Annotated in this window: 20 protein-coding genes; 11 read left to right on the top strand and 9 right to left on the bottom strand. The window is 65.7% G+C overall.

The annotated features are described in order from the left end of the window. Positions 1–200 precede the first annotated feature (200 nt). The 3 genes from OSH10_RS16455 to OSH10_RS16445 all read left to right on the top strand — a co-directional run bounded on the left by OSH10_RS16455 (position 201) and on the right by OSH10_RS16445 (position 4,736). Positions 201–1,085 (top strand): glycine--tRNA ligase subunit alpha, encoded by an 885-nt coding sequence (locus OSH10_RS16455; protein ID WP_266332994.1) that lies wholly within the window; start codon positions 201–203, stop codon positions 1,083–1,085. Continuing rightward, positions 1,086–3,296 carry a glycine--tRNA ligase subunit beta gene (glyS, locus tag OSH10_RS16450; protein WP_266332993.1) on the top strand — a complete coding sequence of 737 codons (2,211 nt, stop codon included), beginning with the start codon at positions 1,086–1,088 and terminating at the stop codon, positions 3,294–3,296. A 1,077-nt stretch (positions 3,297–4,373) separates the two neighbouring features. Further along, positions 4,374–4,736 (top strand): hypothetical protein, encoded by a 363-nt coding sequence (locus OSH10_RS16445; protein WP_266332992.1) that lies wholly within the window; start codon positions 4,374–4,376, stop codon positions 4,734–4,736. A 39-nt stretch (positions 4,737–4,775) separates the two neighbouring features. Here OSH10_RS16445 and OSH10_RS16440 read toward each other — a convergent pair whose 3' ends face one another. The 4 genes from OSH10_RS16440 to OSH10_RS16425 all read right to left on the bottom strand — a co-directional run bounded on the left by OSH10_RS16440 (position 4,776) and on the right by OSH10_RS16425 (position 6,991). Next, positions 4,776–4,967 (bottom strand): hypothetical protein, encoded by a 192-nt coding sequence (locus tag OSH10_RS16440; protein ID WP_266332991.1) that lies wholly within the window; start codon positions 4,965–4,967, stop codon positions 4,776–4,778. A 76-nt stretch (positions 4,968–5,043) separates the two neighbouring features. Beyond that, the gene (locus OSH10_RS16435; RefSeq protein ID WP_266332990.1) at positions 5,044–5,847 is read right to left on the bottom strand and encodes a S49 family peptidase; all 804 of its coding nucleotides are present in this window, start codon (positions 5,845–5,847) and stop codon (positions 5,044–5,046) included. 82 nt (positions 5,848–5,929) lie between these two features. Continuing rightward, positions 5,930–6,760 (bottom strand): tRNA1(Val) (adenine(37)-N6)-methyltransferase, encoded by an 831-nt coding sequence (locus OSH10_RS16430; RefSeq protein WP_266332988.1) that lies wholly within the window; start codon positions 6,758–6,760, stop codon positions 5,930–5,932. Between the two features lie 3 nt (positions 6,761–6,763). Further along, positions 6,764–6,991 (bottom strand): putative signal transducing protein, encoded by a 228-nt coding sequence (locus tag OSH10_RS16425; RefSeq protein WP_266332986.1) that lies wholly within the window; start codon positions 6,989–6,991, stop codon positions 6,764–6,766. Between the two features lie 226 nt (positions 6,992–7,217). Between OSH10_RS16425 and OSH10_RS16420 the strand changes: the two genes are divergently transcribed. From OSH10_RS16420 to moaB, 4 genes are all read left to right on the top strand, one after another. After that, a complete protein-coding gene (locus OSH10_RS16420) occupies positions 7,218–8,237 on the top strand; it encodes a polyprenyl synthetase family protein (protein ID WP_266332984.1) in 1,020 nt (339 codons plus the stop codon). Between the two features lie 145 nt (positions 8,238–8,382). Beyond that, positions 8,383–10,404, top strand: a complete 2,022-nt coding sequence (locus tag OSH10_RS16415) for a tetratricopeptide repeat protein (protein WP_266332983.1) — start codon at positions 8,383–8,385, stop codon at positions 10,402–10,404. Then, positions 10,401–11,315: a 4-(cytidine 5'-diphospho)-2-C-methyl-D-erythritol kinase gene (locus OSH10_RS16410; RefSeq protein ID WP_266332982.1), complete on the top strand. Its 915-nt coding sequence runs from the start codon at positions 10,401–10,403 to the stop codon at positions 11,313–11,315. The genes OSH10_RS16415 and OSH10_RS16410 overlap by 4 nt, the downstream gene beginning before the upstream one ends. A 68-nt stretch (positions 11,316–11,383) precedes the next feature. Further along, positions 11,384–11,938, top strand: a complete 555-nt coding sequence (gene moaB / locus OSH10_RS16405; protein WP_266332981.1) for a molybdenum cofactor biosynthesis protein B — start codon at positions 11,384–11,386, stop codon at positions 11,936–11,938. Here the strand turns inward: moaB and OSH10_RS16400 are convergent, their stop codons facing one another. Next, entirely contained in the window at positions 11,939–12,532 is a 594-nt protein-coding gene (locus OSH10_RS16400) for a glycosyltransferase (RefSeq protein WP_266332980.1), read from the bottom strand. 101 nt (positions 12,533–12,633) lie between these two features. Here OSH10_RS16400 and OSH10_RS16395 point away from each other — a divergent pair, with 101 nt between their 5' ends. The 4 genes from OSH10_RS16395 (at position 12,634) to OSH10_RS16380 (ending at position 16,409) form a co-directional block, all read left to right on the top strand. Further along, entirely contained in the window at positions 12,634–13,785 is a 1,152-nt protein-coding gene (locus tag OSH10_RS16395) for a PA0069 family radical SAM protein (protein WP_407660724.1), read from the top strand. 112 nt (positions 13,786–13,897) lie between these two features. After that, positions 13,898–14,653 carry an NYN domain-containing protein gene (locus OSH10_RS16390; protein WP_266332977.1) on the top strand — a complete coding sequence of 252 codons (756 nt, stop codon included), beginning with the start codon at positions 13,898–13,900 and terminating at the stop codon, positions 14,651–14,653. Between the two features lie 115 nt (positions 14,654–14,768). Next, a complete protein-coding gene (locus OSH10_RS16385) occupies positions 14,769–15,554 on the top strand; it encodes a hypothetical protein (protein WP_266332975.1) in 786 nt (261 codons plus the stop codon). Positions 15,555–15,698: 144 nt separating this feature from the next. Then, the gene (locus tag OSH10_RS16380; protein WP_266332973.1) at positions 15,699–16,409 is read left to right on the top strand and encodes a ribonuclease HII; all 711 of its coding nucleotides are present in this window, start codon (positions 15,699–15,701) and stop codon (positions 16,407–16,409) included. Here the strand turns inward: OSH10_RS16380 and atpF are convergent. The 4 genes from atpF to OSH10_RS16360 all read right to left on the bottom strand — a co-directional run bounded on the left by atpF (position 16,406) and on the right by OSH10_RS16360 (position 18,649). Beyond that, complete coding sequence (gene atpF / locus OSH10_RS16375) at positions 16,406–16,891, bottom strand: F0F1 ATP synthase subunit B (protein ID WP_266332972.1); 486 nt, start codon at positions 16,889–16,891, stop codon at positions 16,406–16,408. The two genes, OSH10_RS16380 and atpF, sit on opposite strands and share 4 nt — an antisense overlap. Positions 16,892–16,902: 11 nt before the next feature. Next, positions 16,903–17,514 (bottom strand): F0F1 ATP synthase subunit B, encoded by a 612-nt coding sequence (locus OSH10_RS16370; RefSeq protein WP_266332971.1) that lies wholly within the window; start codon positions 17,512–17,514, stop codon positions 16,903–16,905. 92 nt (positions 17,515–17,606) lie between these two features. Beyond that, on the bottom strand, positions 17,607–17,834 hold the full coding sequence (locus OSH10_RS16365; protein ID WP_266332970.1) for a F0F1 ATP synthase subunit C: 228 nt from the start codon (positions 17,832–17,834) through the stop codon (positions 17,607–17,609). Positions 17,835–17,896: 62 nt separating this feature from the next. Next, entirely contained in the window at positions 17,897–18,649 is a 753-nt protein-coding gene (locus OSH10_RS16360; RefSeq protein WP_266332968.1) for a F0F1 ATP synthase subunit A, read from the bottom strand. Positions 18,650–18,658: the final 9 nt, after the last annotated feature.

Below are 18,658 nucleotides of genomic sequence, written 5' to 3'. Positions count from 1 at the left end.
CTTCGATAAGGCTGCGGCGACATGAAACGGCCGGATCGCGCTTCAACCCTCCCCGGCCTTCTGCTTGCGCCGTGCCGGATTCCGGCGCTTCCTTGACCGGGCGGGCGCCGGGCGATTAGGGTGCGCCGCCTTCGCGTCGCATTACGCCGCGCGTCCGATTTTCTCAAGGTTTGCCGGTGTTCGAAACACTTCCTCCCCACATGCGCCCTGACCGGTCCTTCCAGGGCCTGATCCTGACGCTGCAGCGCTTCTGGGCCGATTACGGCTGCGCGATCCTGCAGCCCTATGACATGGAAGTGGGCGCCGGTACTTCGCATCCCTCGACCATGCTGCGGTCGCTCGGTCCCAAGCCGTGGAAGGCCGCCTATGTGCAGCCCTCGCGCAGGCCGAAGGACGGCCGTTATGGCGAGAACCCGAACCGGCTGCAGCACTATTACCAGTTCCAGGTGATCCTGAAGCCGAACCCGCCGAACCTGCAGGATCTCTATCTCGACTCGCTGCGCGCCATCGGCATCAACATGGCGCTGCATGACGTGCGCTTCGTCGAGGACGATTGGGAAAACCCGACGCTTGGCGCCTGGGGCCTCGGCTGGGAGTGCTGGTGCGACGGCATGGAAGTGTCGCAGTTCACCTATTTCCAGCAGGTCGCCGGCATCGAGTGCAATCCCGTCTCGGGCGAGCTGACCTACGGCCTCGAACGCCTCGCCATGTATGTGCAGGGCGTCGACAACGTCTATGACCTGAACTTCAACGGCCGCGAGGGCGACGAGAAGGTCACCTATGGCGACGTCTTCAAGCAGGCCGAGCAGGAATACTCGCGGCACAATTTTGAGTTCGCCGACACGGAAATCCTCTTCCGCCGCTTCGCCGATTGCGAACGGGAATGCCAGGCGCTGCTCGCCGCGGGCGGCATGACCATGCCGGCCTATGACCAGTGCCTCAAGGCAGGCCACGCCTTCAACCTGCTCGACGCGCGCGGCGTGATCTCGGTCACCGAACGCCAGAGCTACATCCTGCGCGTCCGCGAACTGGCCAAGGCCTGCGGCGCAGCCTGGCTGGAAACCGCAGCCGGGGGAAAAGAATAAATGCCCGATCTTCTGCTTGAACTCTTCTCGGAAGAAATCCCCGCCCGCATGCAGCGCAAGGCGGCGGAAGACCTGAAGAAGCTCGTCACCGACGCGCTCGTCGAGGCAGGCCTGCATTACGAGGGCGCCAAGGCGTTCTCGACGCCGCGCCGCCTCGCCCTGACCGTCAGCGGCATCCCGACGCATTCGGCCGCGACCCATGAGGACCGCAAGGGACCGAAGGTCGGCGCCCCCGACGCCGCGATCCAGGGCTTCCTGCGTGGCGCCGGGCTGACCTCGCTCGACCAGGCGCATATCCACTCCGATCCGAAGAAGGGCGATTTCTACGTCGCCCATATCCACAAGCCGGGCAGCGACACCAAGGACGTGCTCGCCAGCGCGATCCCCGCCATCATCCGCGCCTTCCCCTGGCCGAAATCCATGCATTGGGGCACCGGCAAGCTGCAATGGGTGCGACCGCTCCAGTCGATCGTCTGCACTTTCGGGCCGGAGACCGAAGAACCGGAAGTCATCGATTTCGAAATCGACGGCATCCGCTCGGGCAACATCACCCACGGCCACCGCTTCATCGCGCCGAGCGCGATTCCGGTGAAGCGCTTCGACGATTATGTCGACAAGCTCGACAACGCCTCCGTCATTCTCGACGCCGATCGCCGCAAGGACGTCATCCTGCATGACGCGCGCGACCGTGTATTCGCGCTCGGGCTGGAACTGGTCGAGGACGAGGGCCTGCTCGAGGAAGTCGCGGGCCTCGTCGAGTGGCCGGTGGTCCTGGTCGGCACCTTCGAGGAAGAATTCCTTTCGATTCCGCCGGAAGTCATCCGCGCCACCATCCGCGCCAACCAGAAGTGCTTCGTCGTCCGCAAGCCCGGCACGACCGAACTCGCCAACCGCTTCGTGCTGATCTCCAACATCGAGGCGATCGATGGCGGCGAGGCGATTACCGCCGGCAATGGCCGCGTCATCCGCGCCCGCCTGTCGGACGCCAAGTTCTTCTACGACACCGACCTGAAGACCCGCCTCGAGGATCGTCTGCCGAAGTTCGACCAGATCGTGTTCCACGAGAAGCTCGGCACGCAGTCGCAGCGCATCCTGCGCCTGCAGAAGCTCGCCGCCGCGATCGCGCCGCTGGTCGGCGCCGATGTCGACAAGGCAAAGCGCGCCGCCCTGCTCGCCAAGACCGACCTCGTCACCGAGGTGGTCGGCGAATTCCCGGAAGTCCAGGGCCTGATGGGGCGCTACTACGCCATCGCGCAGGGTGAGGACGATTCCGTCGCCGCGGCGATCGAGGACCACTACAAGCCGCAGGGCCCCGGCGACCGCGTGCCGACCGATCCCGTCGCGATTGCCGTGGCACTGGCCGACAAGCTCGACACGCTCACCGGCTTCTGGGCGATCGACGAAAAGCCGACCGGCAGCAAGGACCCCTATGCGCTGCGACGCGCCGCGCTCGGCGTCATCCGCATCGCGCTGTCGATCGACGCCAAACTGCCGCTCAACGTGGCGCTCGCCCACGCGATCGACGGCTATAACGACCAGACCGAGTCGGAAGCCCTGACCTCGTTCGAGAGCCGGCAGAGCCAGGTCTCCAGCGAGGATGTGGATGGCGAACAGGACCTCGACAACGCGCTGGAGAGCTTCGGCCGCCGGCTGCGCCGCGATCTCGACGCGAAGACGCCCGAGATCATCGCCGACCTGATCGCCTTCTTCGCCGATCGTCTCAAGGTCCAGCTTCGCGACCAGGGCGCCCGGCACGATCTCGTCGACGCGGTGTTCGGCCTGGGCAATCAGGACGATGTCCAGTTGATCGCCCGCCGCGTCGAGGCGCTCGGCACGTTCCTCGAAACCGAGGACGGCAAGAACCTGCTCGCCGGCTATCGTCGCGCCGCCAACATCCTCAAGGCCGAGGAGAAGAAAGGCGACAGCTTCGAGGGGGCGGTCGATGCCGCTCACCTGAAGCTTTCTGAGGAACGCGCGCTGCATATGGCGATCGCGACGGCCCGTGCCGAAGCGGAAGGCGCTGTGGCGCGGGAGGACTATGAAGGCGCCATCGCCGCGCTCGCCCGACTGCGCGCGCCGGTCGACGCCTTCTTCGAGGCCGTTCTGGTCAATGCCGAGGAGCCGGAGGTTCGCGCCAACCGGCTGCGCCTGCTGAACGCCATCCGAAGCGCCACGCTGACGGTTGCCGACTTCTCGAAAGTGAGCGGCTAATCCGCCGCAATCCGGCCAGCCCTCCCCCATCGGGAGGGCTGGCCGCGCCACGATCTCTCCTGCTGGTGGCAACTCGATCACGCTACGTCACAGCGTTTTGAGGCCGGGAATTCTTGATCCTGATCAGGAAAGAGAGATGTTTCCCGCTTGCCCTCGGCCGGGGGAACCACCCCCCGATAGAAGTACCTTCAGGTCTCATGCGGCGCGCGAGCGGCTGTGAGGTCGCTCGGGTTGCACGTCGCTGCCGATGGCATGGCTCAAGGAGCACACCATCATGGCACATCAAACCAGATATGTTGCGCTAGCTGCCGCTGCCGCACTTTCGCTCGCAGTCGCGCCAGCCTTGGCCAATAGCGGCCCTTTCGGCTCCAGTTCCGGCATGGGCAGCGTAGGTGCTGGTTCCAACTATGGGGGCGGCGCGGGCAATGGGAGCGGTTCCGCTTCCTGGGGCGGCATGAACAATGGAGGTGGATCCGGTTCCTGGGGCGGCAAGGGTCCGGACGGCAGCAACGGTGGTTCCAGCTCGGGACACGGTTCCGGATCAAACCACAGCAAATGGACTGGCAATGGCCATGGGAACCACGGCGGCGGGTCAGGACACCCACACTGGCCCGGAGGTTGGCCCGGCGGCTGGCCCGGCCATGGGCATGGCCAGCCTGAGCCAGATCCCACTCCTCCGCCGACACCAACACCGAGCCGGATTATTCGGAACCTGACGGGAGGCGGCGGCAGCAGCAGCATGCCGGACTACAATTGCTCGATCTACGGATACGCCAACGCCCCCTGGTATTGCGGAGGACCACCCCTCTACGGGCAACCGCCCCTCTATGGGGAGCCTCCGCTCTACGGACAGTAGCTTTTGTGCGAGTTGGGTAATTCCGTCTGAAGGGGCCGGGGCCGCGATGTTGTGACCCCGGTCATATTGCCGTTCCTCGGAAACAGCGATGGTGTTCCTGCCATCGACCGGGCAGACATGCACGGCGCAGGATCCCCAAAAGAGATCGCATCGGCGCGCGGACGACAGGGTGTCGAGCCGGGATTCGCGTCGTCATCGGTGGCAGCTCAAAGGAGCCCATCATGACGAAACGTCTCGCTCTCTCCATCGCCGCTTTGGCAATTGCCGGTCTGTTTGTCGCCGACCTGTCCCCCGCCATCGCCCAGACCGCCGCGCCGTCGCGCACCCCGTCCTCGTCCTCCTCCACCGTGCCGGGTGGTCCCGATGGCGGCGATGGCGGCATGCGTTCGGCAAGCTGCGGGGAATATGGCTATGCCAACATGCCGTCTCGTTGCCTGACGCAGGCGATGGCGTGCGTCTGCCCGAACGACAGCGATCCGAACTACCGGTCGCCTTCCAGCTGTGAGGGAATCACGCGAAACGCCCGGCATGCCGCCGAGCGCAAGTGCGCGAACAATACGCGCGCTGTCCGCCGCCTGTTCTAGATCCTTGCATCTCGGCCGAGAACTCGGCGGAGATGCAGGCTAGAATCGGTCGCTGGGACGATAGATGCCGGTCACCGGATCCTGAACCAGAGTCGCCATCGGCCGCTTTGCCATGGCGCGCTCTGCTTCGCGCATGCGGACCGCGACGCGTTCGCGCGACTTCATCAGGGTACGGGCCGTAATGACGCCCAGCGTCCCCAGAAGCGCCAACATCAGAACCTGCGGCATCATCCCAATCCCTTCCCTGTCGAGCCCTCGGCCCGCTCGATCCATCCGCTGAACGATACCGGGGAAACCCGGCCTGCGCCTAAAGCCCGAACCGGCTCCAATGCGCGCGTTCCTCCAGCGTCGAGACCGCACTATCCACCATATTGGCCGCAATAGCGGCAGAGGCAAGGCCGCCGGCTCCGCCGCCGCCAAACCGCGCCAACACGCCGCGCTTCGGCGCGACCAGAACCATGCGCACCTTGTCGCCGAAACGACCGCGCAAATAAGAACGGAGATCGCCGATCCGGTCGATCAGACCGAGCTCGAGCCCCCGCGTGCCCGACCAGAACGCGCCGGAGAACAGCGTCGGATCGTCGGCGAGCCGCTCGCCCCGGCGGGCGCGGACAAGATCGATGAACATGTCGTGCACGTCGCGCTGCAGCGACTTCAGATGCTGGATGTCGGTTTCTTTCTCCGGCTTGAACGGATCGAGCATCGCCTTGCTCTCTCCCGCCGTATAGACGCGCCGCTCGATGCCGATCTTCTCGATCAGCTTCTCGAAGCCGAAGCCGGCCGAGACCACGCCGATCGAGCCCACGACCGAGCTCTGGTCCACGATGATGACGTCGCCGGCAAGCGCGATCAGATAGCCGCCCGAGGCGGCCACGTCCTCGACCGCGACAACGACTTCCTTCTTGTTCTCCTCGGCCAGCGCGCGAATGCGCTTGAAGATCAGATGCGACTGCACCGGCGAACCGCCGGGCGAATTGATCAGGATCCCCACCACCGGCGCGTTCTTCATCGAAAAGGCGCGCTCCAGCTGCGGTGCGACGCCAGAGAGCGTGAGGCCTGTGCGAAATTGCGACACAGCGCCGATGACGCCCGAGAGCCGAACCACCGGCACGACAACCTCTTCCTTGCGGAAGCGGGCAGGAATAACCCTTGAGAGCGAGGTTTTGAGATCCTGGAGCACGGCGATCTGACCTTCACGAAGAATTGGTTGCGGTCTCGCCCCATTGCGGGTCGGACCAGACAGGATGGATATCGACGATCGAGGCGCCCTCGCGCAGGATCGCGGCCGGGCCGGCCAGATACGCGGAGCCGGCGCTGCCGTGCAGAACGAGGCCCGGCAGCAGGCGCATGGCCGCCCGGCTGCCCTTGGTGCCCCGGACCAGAACCCGGTTCGCGGCTTCGCCGGCTCGCGGATGCAGCGGCAGGACCGCCAGTCCCCCGAACCGGCCGTCGCAGGCGGCCAGAACCGCCGGCAGGCGGTCGGCGGGCAGGATGGCGGCCAGCGTTCCCTGCTGCCGAACGAGCGCGGCGGCGGCCCGGAACCAGTCGTCCAGCCCGCCCCGCTCCAGCACGTGGGCGCGGGCGCGAAAATCATCCGGCGAGGCTCGAACGCGGCCATGGTCGTGGAAGGGAGGATTCATCAGTGCATGGTCAAAACTCTCCGGCGACAGCGCCGCGGCCTGGCGGGCGCTGCCAGCAAGAAGATCGACGCCAACAACCTCGACGCGATCCGCAAAGCCGGCATTGGCCGGCCGCGTCAGCGCCTGCTCCGCGCAGGCCACGAGTTCCGCCTCGCGTTCCGCCAGCACCAGGCGGGCGTGATCGGCGCGCGCCGCAAGCGACAGCCCGGCAACCCCCGCCCCGGCGCCCATGTCGATGACACGTCCACGCAGGGATGGCCCCATCGCGGCGGCGAGGAACACGGCGTCGAGCCCGGAGCGGTGATGACCACGCGCCGGCTGGATCGCCTCCACCCGGCCACCCAAGAAGGCGTCGACCGTCGTCTCGAGCGGCACGTCGAGCATCGCCTACCGTTCCTCCGGCAGTTCGCCACCGACACCGGCGTCGGTCAGCAACTGGCGCGCATCCGCCATCTCCTCGGCGAGGACGAGGACGCGGCGCGGCAGCACGCCGAGCGAGCCTTCCATGACGCTCATGTTCTGGTCGACGACCATGTGTTCGATGCCGGCATCCCGGAGCAGGGCTTCGACGAAGGAAATCATGACGATGTCGTTGGTACGGATGAGTTCTTCCATGTCCCCTCAGGGGTTGTCGACGGCCCTATACCGTCTTCACAAGCCTAAGGCCGGCCGGGCCTGGCAGCAATGCGGCGTCGATCGCGGCAACGTCCGTCCTGCGTTGCAGCAGGAAAAGCCGCGAACCGCGACTTGGTTGCCTCCGTGAGCCATCGTGTCACTTGTTCCGATCCCGCTCGCCCCCTATTGTCCCCGGCGAAACAGAGGCGAACCGGGAGCGTTGCCCGTGGGATTGGTAGTTCCGCTCGACGAGAGCAAGAAGAAGGGCGCAGCCCGGATCGAGCCTCTCGTCGCGCTAGTATCGGCCGACATGGATCTGGTGAACCAGATCATCCTGTCCAAGGCCGGATCTGATGTGGAGATGATCCCCGAGGTCGCCCAGCATCTCATTTCCTCCGGCGGCAAGCGCCTGCGCCCGATGCTGACGCTCGCGGCCGCGCGCATGTCCGGCTATCACGGCGATGCGCATGTGAAGCTCGCGGCGAGCGTCGAGTTCATGCACACGGCCACGCTGCTGCATGACGACGTCGTCGACGAGAGCGAGATGCGGCGTGGCAAGCAGACGGCGCGGATGGTCTGGGGCAACCAGGCCAGCGTCCTGGTCGGCGACTTCCTCCTGGGCCAGGCTTTCCGCATGATGGTCGAGGTCGGCTCGCTGGACGCGCTCGACGTCCTTTCGGCTGCCGCCACCGTGATCGCCGAGGGCGAGGTGATGCAGCTTTCGGCCGCCAAGAACATGGCGACCACCGAGGACGAGTATCTGGCCGTCATCAAGGCCAAGACGGCGGCGCTGTTCTCGGCCGCCGCCGAAGTCGGACCGATCATCGCCGACAAGGGCCGCGATGCCCGCGCCGCGTTCCGATCCTATGGCACCAATCTCGGCCTCGCCTTCCAGCTGATCGACGATGCACTCGACTATGGCGGCAACTCTGCCGATCTCGGCAAGAATGTCGGCGACGACTTCCACGAGGGAAAGATCACCCTGCCGGTCGTGCTGGCCTACCGGCGCGGCTCGGAAGCCGAGCGCGCCTTCTGGCAGCGCACGCTGGAGAATGGCGACATCCAGGACGGCGACCTGGAAAAGGCGATCGCGCTGCTTCGCTCGCACAAGACCATCGACGAGACCATCGAGCGCGCCCGCCATTTCGGCTCGGTCGCGCGCGATGCGCTGGCCACCTTCCCGGACAGCGGCTGGAAGTCATCGCTGCTGGAAGTCATCGACTTCTGCATCGAGCGGGCGCACTGACGAACGTGGCGGCTGAACGCATGGCGCCCCGGCGGCCATGAGTTCATTCGCCACGGGTTGCGGGGTGGTCGCAAAAGCGCCATCCTCTTTGGCCAGCCTCGGGATCGAGGTTCTATACCAACACTCGGTATCAGACAGGATTTCGATGCGTCGCACGCTGCCTTCCCTTGTCCGCCCGCTGCGTTCCGCGGCCATCTGTCTTGCGCTGCTCGCCAGCACCAGCCTTCTGGCCGGCGCGGCGGCGCGGGCCGAGACGTCCGTGTCCGAACTGCTCGACGACGCGATGCCCACACTGACGGGCAGCTATCTGGCCGCTTTGAGCGCCATCTCCGCCCAGGACTACGATTCGGCGACCGCGCTGTTCGAGGAGGCGCTGAGCCAGGATCCGGACAATCCGATCCTGATGGAGCGGACCTTCACGCTGCTGATCGCCAATGGTCACATCGACCGGGCCATTCCGCTGGCCGAACGGCTGGTCGAGCTGAATCCCGAGATGCGGATGGGCCAGATGGTCCTCGGCGTGAAGGCGCTCAAGTCGAAGAAATTCGCCGAAGCCAGCAAGCATCTCGGCAAGAGCGATCGCGGCCCTCTCGCCAACATCTCGTCCGGCCTGCTTTCTGCCTGGGCGGCGCAGGGCCAGGGCGAGACCGACGCGGCGCTCAAGATCGTCGAGACGCTGCAGGGCCCCGAATGGTATTCGGTGTTCAAGAATTTCAACATCGCGCTGATCAACGAGAATGCCGGCCGCACGGACGCGGCGGTGAAGGCGATCACCACGGCCTATGAGGCCGAGGGCGGCTCGCTGCGTGTCACGGAAGCCTATGCCAGAATCCTGGCGCGAGCTGGCAAGCTCGATCAGGCGAAGCAGGCGCTCGACAGTTTCACCCAGAACAGCGTCGGCCACCCGCTGGTCGCCGCCCTTCAAAAGGACCTCGCTGCCGGCAGAAAGCCTGCCCCGATGGTTCGCAACGCCCAGGAAGGCGCCGGCGAAGTCCTCTACGGTCTCGGCTCGGCGATCGGCAGCGAGAATGGCGGCGCCGACCTCGCGACGATCTATCTCCGGCTGGCAAACTACCTGCAACCGACCAACGAACTCGTGATCATGTCGCTCGGCGACCTGACGCAGAACGCGCAGCGCTTCGAGCGTTCGATCCCGATCTTCGACAAGGTTCCGAAGACCTCGCCGCTGCGGCGCAATGCCGATCTTCAGGTTGCCCTCAGCCTGGACGCCGCCGGCAAGCCGGACCAGGCCATCAAACGCCTCAAGAGCCTGATCGCCGCGAACCCGCGCGACATCGACGCCCTGACCACGCTGGCGACGATCAACCGCACCGCCAAGCGCTATGACGAGGCAGCCAAGCTCTATACCCGGGCGATCGATGCGATCACCGAGGATAATCCCCGCAACTGGCTGATCTACTATTTCCGCGGCATCGCCTATGAGCGCGCGCAGCAGTGGGCGAAGGCCGAGGCCGATTTCCTCAAGGCGCTGGAAATCACCCCGGAAGAGCCGCAGGTGCTGAACTATCTCGGCTATAGCTGGATCGATCGCGGCCTCAATCTCGACCGCGCCACCGACATGATCAAGAAGGCGGTCGAGTTGCGCCCGAATGACGGCTACATCGTCGATAGCCTGGGCTGGGCCTATTACAAGCAGAACAAGTTCGAGGAGGCGGTCGCCCAGCTCGAGCGCGCCATCACGATCAAGGCCGACGACGCCACCATCAACGACCATCTCGGCGACGCCTACTGGAAGGTCGGGCGCAAGCTCGAAGCGACGTTCCAGTGGGCGCATGCGCGCGACCTGAACCCCGAGCCGACCGACAAGGCGCGTATCCTCGCCAAGCTGGCCAAGGGGCTCGACAAGGTCGAGGCAGAAGAGAAGGCTGCGATTGACAAGAGCGACGCAGCCAAAGGTGAGGCTGGCAAGTCCGAGCCAGCCAAGGCGGATTCCGCCTCCGGCAAGGCCGCTTCGCCGCACGCCGAGGGTCCGAGCCGGATCACCATCAGCGCCGGCGACAGCCTGTGGAAGATCGCGCTCAAGGTCTATGGCGACGGCGAGCTCTACAGCCGGCTGATCGATGCCAATCGTGACAAGCTGCCCAACCCGAACGTCATCGTTCCGGGCCTCGTCATCGACATTCCGCAGTTCGACACGGCGCAGTGACGGCAGACGACTGGAGCGGCGCCGAGCCGGGCTCCGTGCTCGGATCGGCCTTCGCCCCGGCGAAGGTCAATCTCGCTTTGCACGTCATCGGCCGGCGCGCCGATGGCTATCATCGGCTCGACAGCCTCGTCGCGTTCGCGGCGATCGGCGACACCATCGAGGCGATCGCCGACCCAGCCGCCCCGGAGCCCTCCCTTGCCATCCTGGGGCCGTTCGCGGCGGGGCTCGCGATCGGGCCGGACAATCTGGTTCTGCGCGCCGCGCGCGCCCATGCCGCGGCCGGCGGCCGGATCGGCGGCCTCGCCCTGCGCCTCACCAAGCGGCTACCCGTCGCATCCGGGATCGGCGGCGGATCGGCCGATGCGGCGGCGACGCTCCGCCTGCTGGGCGCGATAGCTCCCCTCCCCGACGCACGCGCCAGCGAGCTTGCGGCGCTGGCGGCATCGCTTGGCGCCGACGTGCCGATGTGCCTGCTCTCCACGCCCGCTCGCGCCAGCGGCATTGGCGAGATCCTCGAGCCGGTGTCCGGCCTGCCCGCCCTGCCGATGCTGCTGGTGAACCCCGGCGTCGCCGTGTCCACGCCGACCGTCTTCAAGCGGCTCGAGCGGGCCGACAATCCGGCGCTTCCGCCTATTCCCTCCGCCTTCGCCGATAGTGCCGCAGTGGCCGCATGGCTCCGCGCGACGCGCAATGACCTCGAGGCCCCGGCCATCACCGCCCTGCCGCCGATCGCCGATGTGATCGCCAGGGTCGATGCCGAGCCAGGATGTCTGCTGGCGCGAATGTCCGGGTCCGGCGCCACCGTGTTCGGACTTTTCCCCGATATGGCTAGCGTGGACCGGGCCGCCGCGCGGATCCGCGTCGGTCATCCCGGATGGTGGGTCGTCCCGACCCGCACGCAAGCTTCCTAGCCGCCACTTTCCTCGCCCCCCGGCGCGGGCTATGTCTGGTCCCGAGACATGCGACCGAGGATCCAGCCATGGCCACCCCCGACGAGAGCCTCCCCTTCATTGCGGTCCGCTTCGCCGTGCTGACTGTCTCGGACACGCGCTCGCTGGAGGACGACAAGTCCGGCCGGATCCTGGCCGACCGGATCGTCGGCGCCGGCCATATCCTGGCCGAGCGGGCGATCGTTCCCGACGATGTAGACGAGATACGAACCATCGTCACCTGCTGGATCCAGGACCCCGAGATCGACGTGATCCTCACGACGGGTGGAACCGGCTTCACCGGCCGAGACGTGACGCCGGACGCCGTGGAGCCCTTGTTCGAGAAGCGGATGGACGGCTTTTCCGCGGTCTTTCACCGGATCAGCTACGACAAGATCGGCACGTCGACGATCCAGTCCCGCGCTACGGCCGGCGTCGCCAACTCGACCTTCATCTTCGCCATTCCGGGATCGCCCGGCGCCTGCAAGGATGCCTGGGACGGGATCATCCGCGTGCAATTCGACTATCGCAGCCGGCCCTGCAATTTCGTCGAGATCATGCCGCGTCTGGATGAACACCTGAAGCGCGGCAAGCTGAAGGGCTGATCAGGCAACCGCCGCGCTCGACACGGCACGGGCACGAAGGAAGGACAGCCGGGCACGACCGATGCGGCGCGCGAGATCGCCATCGACATTGCCGGGCCGGGCCCGATGCCCGCCGACCGTGCGGTAGAGGCTGGCCGAGACCAGCAGGCCCTCCATGCGCGACGGCGACGCAAACAGGCGCGAGCGGACCGATGCGCGGACTTCCGCCCACCGGGCCCGCCAGCCGAAACCGGCATTGGCGTGGCGGAACGAGGCGGCACGATTGGCCCCCGCCCCTGACATCGCAAGCCGATCGATGAAGTCGCGCGCCTCGCGCTGCCAGCCGGGCTCCAGCATCACATCGGGCGACAGGAACAGCAGCCAGTCGGAGCGCGCCTTGGCGGCGCCCGCCGCGAGGTCGGCGCCGCGATCGCCGGTACCCACGAGGATCTTGCAGCCGGCCGCATCCGCGACCGCCAGCGTATCATCCGTCGAGCGCGCATCGACCACGATCACTTCGCGCACCATGCCGTCAGCCGCAGCCGGGACCAGTGCCGCCAGCGCGTGCGCCAACGCCATTTCATCGTTGTGAGTGGAAAGGATCACGCTGATCATCATTTCGATCTTAGACCGAGTTTTTTGCGACTGCGAGACGAATCCGCCGAGACGTTGCGTCGCAATGCAGCTTGTTCTTGTTTTGTTCTTTCGTTGGGCGTATGCATCGTTGCATGTCGCTCGCCCGCTCCCTTCCCCCGCATCTCGACCCGCTGCTCCTGCCGGCGGACCCAACCCATGCCGCGCCGATCGATCCTGACCGTCGACGCGGACGGGGCGCCCAGAGCAACAGCTCTGGGCGCTTTGAGAAGTTCCAGTCAATCCCATTCGACGATGGCTGGCAGACGCTGGATGAACTGCCGCCGTTCAAGACGGAAGTGATGCCGGAGAAGGCGAAGACGATCATCACGCGCAACGATTCGCCGGATCTCGCCTTCGACCGGTCGATCAATCCCTATCGCGGCTGCGAGCATGGCTGCTCCTACTGCTTTGCCCGGCCGACCCACGCCTATATGGGCCTGTCGCCCGGGCTCGATTTCGAATCGAAGCTTTTCTACAAGCCGGACGCCGCCAAGCTGCTGGAGAAGGAGCTTTGCGCCCCCGGCTACAAGCCGCGCACGATCGCCATCGGCACCAATACCGATCCGTATCAGCCAATCGAGCGGCAGCACCGGATGATGCGCGACATCCTCGAGGTGCTGGACCACTTCAACCATCCCGTCGGCATCGTGACGAAGTCGGCGCTGGTGCTGCGCGACGCCGACATTCTCGGGCGGATGGCGGAGCGCGGCTTGGCCAAGGTGGCGCTGTCGATCACGACGCTCGACCGCCAGCTGGCGCGCACGATGGAGCCGCGGGCGGCCACGCCCGGTCGCCGTCTGGACGCGTTGCGCGGCCTGGCGGATGCCGGCGTTCCGGTCGGCGTCCTGGTCGCCCCGGTCATTCCAGCCCTCAATGACTCGGAGATCGAACGCATTCTCGACGCAGCCGTCGCCGCCGGAGCGACGGAGGCCGGCTACGTGATCCTGCGCCTGCCGCTCGAGGTAAGCGAGATCTTCAAGGAATGGCTGCTGCGCCACTATCCCGACCGCTTCCGCCATGTCCTTTCGGTCCTGCGCTCGATGCGCGGCGGCAAGGACTACGATTCGGAGTTCGGCAAGCGGCAGAAGGGCGAAGGCCCCTATGCCTGGCAGATCGGCCGCCGCTTCGAGATCGCGGCGCAGCGCCTGGGGCTGAACCGGCGCCACCTGAAGCTTCGCACGGACCTGTTTTCCCCACCTCGCGAGGCCCCGGCGCAGCTCAGCCTGTTCTAGTCACGGCGCTCTCCGACGCCATCTGTGGTAACAAGGGCGATCTGGCGCGCTGGCGGCAGGCGCCCGGCGCCGTTGTCCATCGGCCGCCCTCATGCGACGATCGGAGTTAGAATTGGCAGAACAACTTCCTGGGGCGACGCAGAAGCTCGCTCTGCTGATCGATGCCGACAATGTCCGGGCCGACTTCCTTCCGATCATCATTCGCGAGGCCTCGACCATCGGCCGGGTCGTCATCCGCCGCGTCTATGGCCACTTCGCCTCCAGCGCGATGAACCAGTGGCAACCACTGCTGCATTCGCATGCGCTGACGCCGGTCCATGTGCCGCCGGCCGCCGTCGGCAAGAACGCGACCGACATGAAGCTCGCCATCGAGGCGATGGACATGCTGCACGAGAAGGGGCTGGACGGCTTCTGCATCGCGTCCAGCGACAGCGATTTCACCACTCTTGCCAGCCGGATCCGCGAGGATGGCCTCGTCGTCTACGGCTTCGGCGAGCAGAAATCGACCAAGCCCTATGTCGCCGCCTGCGATCGCTTCTTCTATTGCGACCTGCTTCTGGCCGAGGAGCGCCAGGAGAAGAATGACGGCCCTGCGGCCAAGGCGGCCAAGGAACCGGCCAAGTCGACGCCGCGATTGCCGCGCGACGAGATCTTCGCCGCGATCGAGGATGTTTCGGGCGACGATGGCTGGGCGCATCTGGGTCCCGTCGGTCAGATCCTGTTCAAGCGGATGCCGGATTTCGATCCGCGCAACTACGGCTTCCGCAAACTGGTCGACCTGATGGAAACGGTTGCCGGCGTCGAAGTGCGGCGCGTCGACCTCGAAGCAGGCGGCCGTGCCGTGATGATCCGGCTCAAGGTAAAATAGCGCCGACGCGGGTTTGACAGGTCGGCGATGCGCGCCCCAGCCTTCCGATGCCATTGCGGCGCGCTACTTTGCTGACTAACATACTCACAATTGCATTCTTCTTGTGGGGGCGACCGTGCTCAAGTCCACGACCACCGATCTCGACTATCTGGTCAGCCACATCGCCCAGGCGGTCCGCGCGGCCGAGGCGTTCGAAGATCCGTTCTACCATCTGGTGCTCGACGGCATCTTTCCGGCCGATGTATATGCCGAGATGCAGGAACTGATGCCGTCGGCCGGGCATTTCCGCGCGCTCGCCGGTCGGGGCAACGTCAACATCCGCGACGACGGCAGCGCCACGCGCGTCAAGGTCGACCTGTTTCCGGAGTATCTGCGCCATCTCGAAGGGCGCCGGAAGGTTCTATGGAACCTGGTGGGGGCCGCGCTCTGCTCGGTTCCGGTGCGGGACGCCTTTGTCGAGCGGCTGGAGCCCGGCCTCAAGCGCCGGTTCGGCAGCGCCTATAGACCGTCGGATTTCTTCCCGATCCCGATGCTCACGCGCGATACGTCGGGCTACCGCATCAAGGAGCACACGGATACGCGCTGGAAGGGAATCACCGTCCAGATGTACCTCCCGCGCGACGAATCTCTGAATGGCGTCGGTACGGTGTTTTCCTCCCGCGAACCCGAGGGTGGTTTCACCCGGGTGAAGCAGATGGAGTTCATTCCGAACCACGGCTATGCCTTCGCGGTCGGCGACAATACGTGGCATTCGGTCGATCCCACCGGGGTGCTGCCGACTTCGCGCGACAGCATCCTGCATACCTATTTCGTCGACCAGACCGCCTTCGAGAAGGCGCGCAATCGCGGCAAGCGGGTCGGCAATTTCATCAAGAACGAGTTCCGCCAGCTGGTTGGCTGAATTCGTCCCATAGCGGCGCAGGCTTGCATTCGAAGGCGCCGGGGCAACCCGGCGCCTCTTTTCATTCGACCCTGACGCATCCCCCCGTCTGGCTCGGTGCCGGCCACGCTTGCATTCAACCCCAGCGTCGGGGATTTTGCCGAAATGGCACGCGCATCCGAATCACAGCTTCTGTTCGAACTTCCGCCGGTCCCAACCGACGCGATCGAACGACGCCTGCGCCGGGCCGGGCACAAGGCCATCGCCGGCGTCGATGAGGTCGGGCGTGGCCCGCTCGCCGGGCCGGTGGTGGCGGCCGCGGTCATCCTCGATCCCAGGCGGATTCCGGACGGGCTGAATGATTCGAAGAAGCTGACACCCGCGGCGCGCGAAGCGCTTTTCGAGCAGATCATGGCCACGGCGCATGTCTCCGTGGTCGCGGCCTCCGTGCTCCGCATCGATACGACCAACATCCGCCAGGCAACGCTCTGGGCGATGGCCCGCGCGGTAAATGGCCTGTCGCATGTCGCCGATCACGTCATCGTCGACGGCATTGATGTGCCGCCCGGCCTCTCTTGCCGCGGTGAGGCATTCGTCAAGGGCGACGGCCGCTCCGTGTCGATCGCGGCCGCCTCGATCGTCGCCAAGGTCTCGCGCGACCGGATGATGATCCGCGCGGCCGCGCATTATCCCGATTACGGTTTCGAGCGCCATGTCGGCTACGGCACGGCGGTTCACCTCGCCGCGCTGGCCAGGCTGGGCGCCTGCCCGCTGCACCGCACCAGCTTCGCGCCGGTGCGCGCCGCGCTCGCAAACGAAAACGCCGCCGGCAGAGCCGACGGCGTTGACTGTCTCAACGAGGAAGTCCTCGTCTAGTTCAGGCGGTTCTTCACGTCGGCGATCGACGAGGCAACCATATCGGCGCCGGCCGCGCCCTTGAGCTTGGCCGACAGGATCTTCTCGGCGGCCGCAATCGCGACATCGGCAGAAAGCGCCTTCACTTCCTGCAGAGCCTGATGCTCGGCCTGGGTGATCTTGTCCTCGGCCATCTTGGTGCGGCGCGTGACGTAATCTTCCATCTGGACCTTCGCCTCATCGGCCAGCGCCGCGGCTTCGCGACGGGCCTTCTCGACGATGGTCTGAGCCTCGGCCTCGGCCTCGCGCGCCCGCTTCTGGTAGTCGGCGAGCAGAGCCGCCGCTTCCTCACGGAGACGCTTGGCGTCGTCCAGGTCCTTGGCAATGCTCTCGGACCGCTTGTCGAGCGCCTTGCCGATGCTCGTGTGCACGCCGACGAAAGCCAGCAGCACGAAGAAAAGGATCAGGCCGACAAGGGCGAAAAAGGAAGCATCGATATGCATGGTCCTGCCCCTTACTTCGACGACACGGAAGAGACGGCGGCTGCCACCTCGTCCGAGCTCGGCTGCTGGCCCGAAAGCGCCGCGACAACGGCAGCGGCGGTTTCCTCGGCGATCGCACCGACGTCACCAAGAGCCTTGGCCTTGATCTCGCCGATCCGCGCTTCGGCTTCCTCGAGCTTCGCGCTGAGCGAGGACTCGATATCGGCACGCTGCTTGACGGCGGCGGCCTTCGCCTCGTCCGTGCCGGCCTGCGCGATGGCGTGGGCAGCCGTGCGGGCGTCAGCCAGCGCCTTCTCGTAGGTGCCAAGTGCCTTGTCGGACTCGACACGAAGGCGCTGGGCTTCTTCCATGTCGCCCGAGATCCGCGCTGCGCGGCCCTCGACGATGGTGCTGAGCCGCGGCACCAGGAAGCGCTTCATCAGCAGATAGAGCAGGCCGAAGAAGATCACATACCAAAGGATCTGCGACGGGTACTTCTGCGTGTCGAAGGGTGGGAACGGCGCCTTCACCCCTGCCTCGTGCCCGACCTCGGTATGTGTCTCAGTCGGCGCCGGCGGAACGACGGCAGGCGCCGGCGCGGGCGCGGCGTCCTGTGCGTGGGCAGGCGAGATGAACCAAGTCATCGAAGACCCCAGATCGTAAACTAAAACACATGCGACGGCACGAGGCCGCCGCATGAGGCTTCACCCGGCCGCCCGAAGACGGCCTGACGGGATCAGACCACGAAGAGCAGGAGCAGAGCGACGAGCAGCGAGAAGATGCCGAGCGCTTCCGTCACGGCGAAGCCGAGGATGAGGCGACCGAACTGGCCGTCAGCAGCCGACGGATTGCGCAGCGCGCCCGTCAGGTAGCTCGAGAAGATGTTGCCGAGGGCGAGAGCCGTTCCGGCCATGCCGAAGCAGGCAAGACCAGCACCGATGAACTTTGCAGCTTCCGCTTCCATTTTATGCTCCTTGAAGTCGTAATTTCGGGTTGGAAGAACGTGTACCTTCGCCGACCTGCTGATCAATGCCCGGGATGGAGGGCGTCGTTCAGATACATGCAGGTAAGGACCGTGAAGATGTAGGCCTGGAGGAATGCCACCAGGAATTCGAGTGCCGTCAGGCCGACCGTCATGACCAGCGGCAGGATCGCGCCGCCGACGCCAATGGCGCCGAGCGAGGCCATGCTGGCAACGAAACCGGCAAAGACTTTGAGCGTGATGTGACCGGCAAGCATGTTGCCGAAGAGACGAACCGAGAGGCTGATCGGGCGGGACAGGAACGAGATGACCTCGATCGCCGACACCAGCGGCACCACCGCCATCGGAACGCCATGCGGCACGAACAGGCCGAGGAAGCCGAAGCCATGGCGCATGAAGCCATAGACAACCACGGTCAGCATGACCGTCATCGCCAGGGCGAAGGTCACGATGATCTGGCTGGTCGCCGTCATGAAATAGGGGAACATTCCGAAGAAGTTCGCCACCAGGATGAACATGAACAGCGAGAACACGAGAGGGAAGAACCGCATCCCCTCCTTGCCAGCGCTCGATCGGAGCGTGCTGGCAACGAATTCATAGGCCATTTCGGCGACCGACTGCAGCCGCCCCGGGACCAGGCTCGCCTTCGACGTGGCGAGCAGGAGGAAACCCGTCACGATGGCGACCGTCGCCCCCATGGCGAAGGCGGAGTTGGTGAAATGGAATTCCATTCCGCCGAACTGGCCGAGCGGGAAATATTCCTGAATGTGAAACTGATGGATCGGATCGTTAGCCACCGAGCCCGC

Origin of the sequence: Kaistia defluvii, assembly GCF_026343955.1 — a bacterium.
In the GTDB taxonomy this organism is placed as follows: Bacteria; Pseudomonadota; Alphaproteobacteria; order Rhizobiales; family Kaistiaceae; genus Kaistia; species Kaistia defluvii.
Note: the sequence above shows the minus strand (reverse complement) of the source record. Positions and strands in the feature narration are given on the sequence as shown.

Bases quoted from the DNA above. Each gene is read 5' to 3' on its own strand.
- OSH10_RS16370 (WP_266332971.1), bottom strand. From the start codon at position 17,514: ATGACTTGGTTCATCTCGCCTGCCCACGCACAGGACGCCGCGCCCGCG.
- atpF (WP_266332972.1), bottom strand. From the start codon at position 16,891: ATGCATATCGATGCTTCCTTTTTCGCCCTTGTCGGCCTGATCCTTTTC.
- OSH10_RS16415 (WP_266332983.1), top strand. From the start codon at position 8,383: ATGCGTCGCACGCTGCCTTCCCTTGTCCGCCCGCTGCGTTCCGCGGCC.
- OSH10_RS16455 (WP_266332994.1), top strand. From the start codon at position 201: ATGCGCCCTGACCGGTCCTTCCAGGGCCTGATCCTGACGCTGCAGCGC.
- OSH10_RS16445 (WP_266332992.1), top strand. From the start codon at position 4,374: ATGACGAAACGTCTCGCTCTCTCCATCGCCGCTTTGGCAATTGCCGGT.
- OSH10_RS16440 (WP_266332991.1), bottom strand. From the start codon at position 4,967: ATGATGCCGCAGGTTCTGATGTTGGCGCTTCTGGGGACGCTGGGCGTC.
- OSH10_RS16400 (WP_266332980.1), bottom strand. From the start codon at position 12,532: ATGATCAGCGTGATCCTTTCCACTCACAACGATGAAATGGCGTTGGCG.
- OSH10_RS16430 (WP_266332988.1), bottom strand. From the start codon at position 6,760: ATGCTCGACGTGCCGCTCGAGACGACGGTCGACGCCTTCTTGGGTGGC.
- OSH10_RS16365 (WP_266332970.1), bottom strand. From the start codon at position 17,834: ATGGAAGCGGAAGCTGCAAAGTTCATCGGTGCTGGTCTTGCCTGCTTC.
- OSH10_RS16380 (WP_266332973.1), top strand. From the start codon at position 15,699: ATGGCACGCGCATCCGAATCACAGCTTCTGTTCGAACTTCCGCCGGTC.
- OSH10_RS16395 (WP_407660724.1), top strand. From the start codon at position 12,634: ATGCATCGTTGCATGTCGCTCGCCCGCTCCCTTCCCCCGCATCTCGAC.
- glyS (WP_266332993.1), top strand. From the start codon at position 1,086: ATGCCCGATCTTCTGCTTGAACTCTTCTCGGAAGAAATCCCCGCCCGC.
- moaB (WP_266332981.1), top strand. From the start codon at position 11,384: ATGGCCACCCCCGACGAGAGCCTCCCCTTCATTGCGGTCCGCTTCGCC.
- OSH10_RS16425 (WP_266332986.1), bottom strand. From the start codon at position 6,991: ATGGAAGAACTCATCCGTACCAACGACATCGTCATGATTTCCTTCGTC.